Annotated in this window: 6 protein-coding genes; 5 read left to right on the top strand and 1 reads right to left on the bottom strand. The window is 69.4% G+C overall.

Annotated elements, in window-relative coordinates; genetic code table 11:
• Nucleotides 1-324: fluoride efflux transporter CrcB (crcB, locus tag EAO70_RS09080; RefSeq protein WP_148002503.1), on the top strand; the 324-nt coding region annotated here is incomplete at its 5' end.
• Between the two features lie 52 nt (nt 325-376).
• On the opposite strand, the gene pucL is transcribed toward crcB, so the two are convergent.
• The gene (pucL, locus tag EAO70_RS09075) at nt 377-1294 is read right to left on the bottom strand and encodes a factor-independent urate hydroxylase (RefSeq protein WP_148002498.1); all 918 of its coding nucleotides are present in this window, start codon (nt 1292-1294) and stop codon (nt 377-379) included.
• 455 nt (nt 1295-1749) lie between these two features.
• On the opposite strand from pucL, the gene kdpF reads away from it, so the two are divergent.
• The 4 genes from kdpF to EAO70_RS09055 are packed head-to-tail and all read left to right on the top strand — an operon-like array spanning nt 1750 to nt 6298.
• Nucleotides 1750-1839, top strand: a complete 90-nt coding sequence (kdpF, locus tag EAO70_RS09070; protein ID WP_033204243.1) for a K(+)-transporting ATPase subunit F — start codon at nt 1750-1752, stop codon at nt 1837-1839.
• A gap of 6 nt (nt 1840-1845) precedes the next feature.
• Nucleotides 1846-3510 (top strand): potassium-transporting ATPase subunit KdpA, encoded by a 1665-nt coding sequence (kdpA, locus tag EAO70_RS09065; RefSeq protein WP_148002497.1) that lies wholly within the window; start codon nt 1846-1848, stop codon nt 3508-3510.
• Nucleotides 3507-5618, top strand: coding sequence for a potassium-transporting ATPase subunit KdpB (gene kdpB / locus EAO70_RS09060; RefSeq protein ID WP_148002496.1), 2112 nt, complete (start codon nt 3507-3509; stop codon nt 5616-5618). The genes kdpA and kdpB overlap by 4 nt, the downstream gene beginning before the upstream one ends.
• A 5-nt stretch (nt 5619-5623) precedes the next feature.
• The gene (locus EAO70_RS09055; RefSeq protein WP_148002495.1) at nt 5624-6298 is read left to right on the top strand and encodes a potassium-transporting ATPase subunit C; all 675 of its coding nucleotides are present in this window, start codon (nt 5624-5626) and stop codon (nt 6296-6298) included.
• The last annotated feature ends 5 nt before the right edge of the window (nt 6299-6303 follow it).

The raw sequence follows: 6303 nt of genomic DNA, 5'->3' as shown, positions 1-6303 counted from the left end.
GTCGTCGGCGCGCCCCTGCGCCACCTCACGGACCGCGCGGCGCGCGCCCGGCTCGGCCCCGCCTTCCCCTGGGGCACCCTCGCGGTGAACATCGCCGGCTCGTTCCTCCTCGGCCTGCTCACCGGAGTGGCGTCGGCCGAGGTCCACCTGCTGCTCGGCACCGGCCTGTGCGGGGCGCTCACGACGTACTCGACGTTCTCGTACGAGACGCTGAGGCTGTACGAGGACGGGGCGCGGGGGCGCGCGGTGCTCAACGTGGCCGTGAGCCTGGCCGCCGGACTCGGCGCCGTGTGGCTGGGAGTCCGGGCGGCCGGGCTGCTGTGACCCGGGCGGCCCGGGTGGGGCCGGGCGGGACCAGGCGGCGATCAGGCCCTGATCAGGCGGTGATCCAGTCGCTGGTCGCGATCACCGGCTGCACCCCGTCGCGGTGGATGGTGCCCTCGATCAGGCCGTACATCCGGTCGGCCGCGAAGTAGACCTCGTTGTCGTTCTCCAGGCCGAAGGGCTCCAGGTCCACCAGGAAGTGGTGCTTGTTCGGCAGGTTGAGCCGCACCTCGTTGACCGTGGAGACGTTGTCCAGGACCCGGTCGGCCATCGCGTGCAGCGTCTGCTGGAGGGAGTAGCTGTACGTCTCCGCGAACGCCTCCAGCATGTGGCGGCGCACCTTCTGGTACGAGCGGTCCCAGTCGTGCTCCTCGTCCGCGGCCGCCGGGGCGGAGTTCGCCCAGCGCGCGGTGACCTTGGTGGCGAGGATCCGGTCGTACGCCTCCCGCAGCGTCGTGTACCTGTCCTTGATGAAGCCGTGGAACTCGGAGTTCGTCGAGTTCATGACCGTGAGGTCCTTGAGGCCGGAGAGGACCTGGAGACCGGTGTTCGCCGAGTAGGTGATCTGCGCGGTGCGGACCTCCTGGCCCTTGCGGGCGAAGGAGTGCTGCTCCTTGCGGGTCGGGACGGAGATCCGCTCCCAGGCGTACTCCTCCACCCGGATCTGTGCCTCGTGGATGACCGCCTGCGAGGTCACGAAGTGCTTGGCGAGGAGGATGCCGAAGGCCTCGGGGGAGGTCACGCCGTGCTCCTTGGCGAAGGCGTAGACCGTGTTCTTGGTGGTGTCCGTCGGCAGGCAGTTGCCGTTGTCCCCGGTCAGATGGACGTCGCGGTACTCGCCGCGCAGCGCCACCGACACGTTCAGGTCGCGGATCTCGTGCCACGCGCCGTCGTTGCCCTTGCGGGTCACGGCCACGATGCGGTTCTCGGCCTTGCCGTACTGGTTCTGCGCCAGGACGTGCTTGCTCATGTGCTGCTCAGCTCCTGCGGGTACGTGGATACGGATATCCCGTACGCCCGGCGTCCAGCGTCCCCGTCGTCCCGAGGGTTCCGCTCCCCGCCGTCCGGCCCGTGAACGGCGGACCGCCCCGGGACTGACGAGCATCCCGGTCCGTAGGTGTTGCTCGAAGATATGTCCCCTTCCGGCCACTGGCAATGGGTGGGCGCCGAACCCGGCGGGGCCCGGCGGACCGTGGGCCGGGTCACCTCGCCGTACGGGACGCGTCAAGACGGCCGGGGGCGGCGTTAGGGGCACGTCAACGGAGGCGGCGCGGGCCCGGGAGAGAGGTTTCCTCGTGTCGTCCGAGAATCCGTTCTTCCCTCTTCCTGCATCCGGGAGCTCACGATGGCCGACGTGGCCTTCGTCGTCACCACGATCGCGGTCTTCGCGCTGGTGGCCTTCATCGCCAAGGGGGTGGCCAAGCCGTGAGCGCCGAGAACATCGTCGGCCTGTTGGTGGCCGCCGCCCTCCTGGGCTATCTCGTCCTCGCCCTCGTCAAGCCCGAGAGGTTCTGAGCACAGATGAGTCCCGTCCTTGCCGGAGCACTCCAGCTTCTGGCGTTGATCGTCGCCCTGGGTCTGTCGTACCGGCCGCTGGGCGACCACATGGCGAAGGTGTACTCCTCGGAGCGGCATCTGAGGCCGGAGAAGTGGATCTACCGGGCGATCGGCGCGAACCCGAACGTCGAGATGCGCTGGCCCGCCTATCTGCGCGGGGTGCTCGCCTTCTCCGCGGTGAGCGTCCTCTTCCTGTACCTGCTCCAGCGGGTCCAGGGCTCGCTGCCCGGCTCGCTCGGCTTCGTGTCGATCGACCCCGACCAGGCCTTCAACACGGCCGCCTCCTTCGTGGCGAACACCAACTGGCAGTCGTACTACGGCGAGCAGGCCATGGGCCACGTCGTCCAGACCGGCGGCCTGGCCGTGCAGAACTTCGTGTCGGCGGCCGTGGGCATCGCCGTGGCGGTGGCCCTGGTCCGCGGCTTCGCCCGGTCCCGTACCGGTGAACTGGGCAACTTCTGGGCCGACCTGGTCCGCGGCGTCGTCCGCATCCTGCTGCCGATCTCGGTGATCGGCGCGCTCGTCCTGGTCGCGTGCGGCGCGATCCAGAACTTCGCCGGCATCCACGAGGTCGGGCAGTTCACCGGTGGCACGCAGCAGTGGAACGGCGGGGCGGTGGCCTCGCAGGAGGTCATCAAGGAGCTGGGCACCAACGGCGGCGGCTACTTCAACGCCAACTCCGCCCACCCCTTCGAGAACCCCAACGGTCTGTCGAACCTCTTCGAGATCTATCTGATCCTGGTGATCCCGTTCGCGCTGACGCGGACGTTCGGCCGGATGGTCGGCTCTCTGAAGCAGGGGTACGCGATCCTCGGCACGATGGCCGCGATCTGGCTCGGGTTCACGGCGCTGATGATGGGGACCGAGTTCGCCCACCACGGCCCCGCCTTCGACATCGCGGGCGGCGCCATGGAGGGCAAGGAGACCCGGTTCGGCATCGCCGGCTCGTCGATCTTCGCGGTCGCCACCACCCTGACCTCGACGGGAGCGGTGAACTCCTTCCACTCCTCGTACACCGGCTTCGGCGGCGGGATCACGATGCTCGGCATGCAGCTGGGCGAGATCGCGCCCGGCGGCGTCGGCTCCGGCCTCTACGGCATGCTGATCATGGCGATCATCGCGGTGTTCGTCGCCGGCCTGATGGTCGGCCGCACCCCGGAGTACCTGGGCAAGAAGATCGGCACCCGCCAGATCACGTACGCGGCCTGCTACATCCTCGTCACCCCCGCGCTCGTCCTCGGCTTCACCGCGGTGGCCATGGCACTGGACACCCCGTCGCAGTCCATGACCAACTCCGGCGCGCACGGCTTCTCCGAGATCCTCTACGCCTACACCTCGGGTGCCAACAACAACGGCTCCGCCTTCGCCGGCCTCAACGCCGACACCCAGTGGTTCAACTCGACCATCGGCATCGCGATGCTGCTCGGCCGGTTCCTGCCCATGGTGTTCGTCCTCGCGCTCGCCGGATCGCTCGCCGAGCAGACGCCCGTACCGGAGACGGCGGGCACCCTGCGGACCGAGAAGCCGCTGTTCACGGGCCTGCTGGTCGGCACGATCCTCATCATCACCGGTCTCACCTACTTCCCGGCGCTCGCGCTGGGACCGCTCGCCGAAGGGCTCGCAGCATGAGCACCATCACCCCCACCCGGCCCCCGCAGCCCGGGGCGACCGGCGGCCCCCAGGCCGAGACCGGACGCGTCGGCGGCGGACTGTTCGACCCCGGGCAGCTGATCGCCTCCTTCCCCGACGCGATCAGGAAGCTCGACCCGCGCGTGATGGTCAAGTCACCGGTGATGTTCGTGGTGCTGGTCGGCTCGGTGGTCACGACGGTGCTCGCGGTGCAGGAGCCGGGGGACTGGTTCGGCTGGGCGATCACGGTCTGGCTCTGGCTGACCACGATCTTCGCCAACCTCGCCGAGGCGGTGGCCGAGGGCCGTGGCAAGGCGCAGGCCGACACCCTGCGCAAGGCCAAGACCGACACGGTCGCGCGCCGTCTGACCACGGACGGCAGGAGCGAGGAGCCGGTGCCCGGCACCGACCTCACCATCGGCGACCTGGTGGTCTGCGAGGCCGGCGACGTCATCCCCGGCGACGGCGATGTCGTCGAGGGCGTCGCCAGCGTCGACGAGTCCGCGATCACGGGCGAATCGGCCCCGGTCATCCGCGAGTCGGGCGGCGACCGCTGCGCGGTGACCGGCGGCACGAAGGTCCTCTCCGACCGGATCGTCGTGAAGATCACGACGAAGCCCGGCGAGACCTTCATCGACCGGATGATCAACCTGGTCGAGGGCGCGGCCCGGCAGAAGACCCCCAACGAGATCGCTCTCAACATCCTGCTCGCCTCGCTGACGATCGTCTTCCTGCTCGCCGTCGTCACGCTGAAGCCGTTCGCGATCTACGCGGGCGCCGACGAGCAGACCTCCCTCATCGTCCTCACCGCCCTCCTGGTCTGCCTGATCCCGACCACCATCGGCGCGCTGCTCTCCGCGATCGGCATCGCCGGCATGGACCGGCTCGTGCAGCGCAACGTCCTCGCGATGTCCGGCCGCGCGGTCGAGGCGGCGGGCGACGTGTCGACCCTGCTGCTCGACAAGACCGGCACGATCACCCTGGGCAACCGGCAGGCGGCCGAGTTCGTCCCCGTACGCGGGACCACGGAGGCCGAGGTGGCCGACGCCGCCCAGCTCTCCTCGCTCGCCGACGAGACGCCCGAAGGCCGCTCGATCGTCGTCCTCGCCAAGGAGAAGTACTGCCTGCGCGAACGCCACCAGGGCGAACTGTCCGGCGCCGAGTGGATCGAGTTCACCGCCCAGACCCGCATGTCGGGCGTGGACGTGGACGGACGCAAGGTCCGCAAGGGCGCGGCCGGTTCGGTCGTGGCGTGGGTGAAGGAGCGGGGCGGCACCGTCGCCGAGGACGCCCAGGCGCTCACGGACCGGATATCCCAGGCCGGCGGCACCCCGCTCCTGGTGGCCGCGGCGGACGACGAGGGAGCCCGTGTCCTCGGCGTCATCCACCTCAAGGACGTCGTCAAGGAGGGCATGCGGGAACGGTTCGACGAACTGCGCCGCATGGGCATCCGTACGGTCATGATCACGGGCGACAACCCGCTGACCGCGAAGGCGATCGCCGAGGAGGCGGGCGTCGACGACTTCCTCGCCGAGGCCACCCCCGAGGACAAGATGGCCCTCATCAAGCGCGAGCAGGCGGGCGGCAAGCTCGTCGCGATGACCGGCGACGGCACCAACGACGCTCCCGCGCTCGCGCAGGCCGACGTCGGCGTGGCCATGAACACGGGCACGTCGGCCGCGAAGGAGGCCGGCAACATGGTCGACCTCGACTCCAACCCGACCAAGCTCATCGAGATCGTCGAGATCGGCAAGCAACTCCTGATCACCCGGGGTGCGTTGACGACGTTCTCGATCGCCAACGACGTCGCGAAGTACTTCGCGATCATCCCCGCGATGTTCGCCGTGGCCTATCCCTCGCTGGACAAGCTCAACATCATGGGCCTGGCCTCGCCCGAGTCCGCGATCCTCTCCGCCGTGATCTTCAACGCGCTGATCATCGTCGCCCTCGTCCCACTGGCGCTGAAGGGCGTCCGCTACCGGCCGTCCAGCGCCGATTCGATGCTCCGGCGGAACCTCGGGATCTACGGACTCGGCGGCCTGGTCGCCCCGTTCATCGGCATCAAGATCATCGACCTGCTCCTCTCCCTCATCCCCGGAATCGGCTGACCACGATGAACAACTCAGCGGCGAACACCGGCCGTGTCCTCTGGGCCGGCCTGCGCGCCCTCCTCGTCCTGACCGTCGTCTGCGGCGTGCTCTACCCGCTCGTCGTCACCGGGATCGCCCAGGTCGCCTTCCCGGGCAGGGCGAACGGCTCCGAGATCGAGGACGCGAGCGGGAAGGTCGTCGGCTCGGCGCTCATCGGCCAGCGCTACGACCTCCCCCTGAAGGACGGTGAGGAGACCCCGGCCCCCGACCTGCGCTGGTTCCAGCCACGCCCCTCGAACGGCCTGGGCACCAACAGCGTCAACACCCGGTACGCGATCATCCTCTCCGGCGCCACGAACCGCTCCGGCGACAACGAGGAGCTGATCCAGTGGGTGACGGACGCCAAGGCGGCCGTCGTCAGGGACAACTCGACGGCCGGTCACACCGTCAAGCCGTCGGACGTCCCCGCCGACGCGGTCACCTCCTCCGGCTCCGGCCTGGACCCGCACATCTCCCCGGAGTACGCGAAGCTCCAGGTCCACCGGGTCGCCGAACGCAACAGGCTCACCGTCGCCGAGGTCGACCGGCTGGTCGCCGACCACACCGACGACCGGATCCTCGGCTTCGTCGGCGAACCGCGCGTCAACGTCCTGGAACTCAACCTCGCGCTCAGGAAGTTGGTGGCGGGGAAGGGGTGACGGGG

Origin of the sequence: Streptomyces sp. adm13(2018), from assembly GCF_008042145.1 — a bacterium.
In the GTDB taxonomy this organism is placed as follows: domain Bacteria; phylum Actinomycetota; class Actinomycetes; order Streptomycetales; family Streptomycetaceae; genus Streptomyces.
The sequence above is the reverse complement of the archived record's forward strand: the minus strand, read 5'-3'. Positions and strand labels throughout refer to the sequence as shown.